The 257-nt window shown below is 54.9% G+C and carries 1 protein-coding gene; it reads left to right on the forward strand.

All coding sequences use genetic code 11. From position 1 onward, the window contains the following. The coding region (locus tag ACTHTA_RS11515) for an OsmC family protein (protein WP_440379636.1) at positions 1-257 on the forward strand (257 nt) is incomplete at both ends.

Below are 257 nucleotides of genomic sequence, written 5' to 3' on the forward strand. Positions count from 1 at the left end.
GATCGGCGCTGCGGCAGGCTGCTGCTCCATAGGTTTCGAGTTGCAAGCAGCATTGGCAGGCGTGAAACTGGAACAGTTTGAAATATCCGCAAGGGGCGGTATCGACATGGCCAAACTGTTCGGCATGGAAGATGGCTACGGCGGACTGGATAATCTGGTGCTAACCATAAAAGTAAAAGCCGACGCCGACCTTCCTACCCTGCAAAATTTCGCCGATCGCTCCGCCGCCAACTCGCCAGTGTTGAACAGCCTGAAAG

Origin of the sequence: Neisseria sp. P0013.S005, from assembly GCF_051958425.1 — a bacterium.
In the GTDB taxonomy this organism is placed as follows: domain Bacteria; phylum Pseudomonadota; class Gammaproteobacteria; order Burkholderiales; family Neisseriaceae; genus Neisseria; species Neisseria subflava.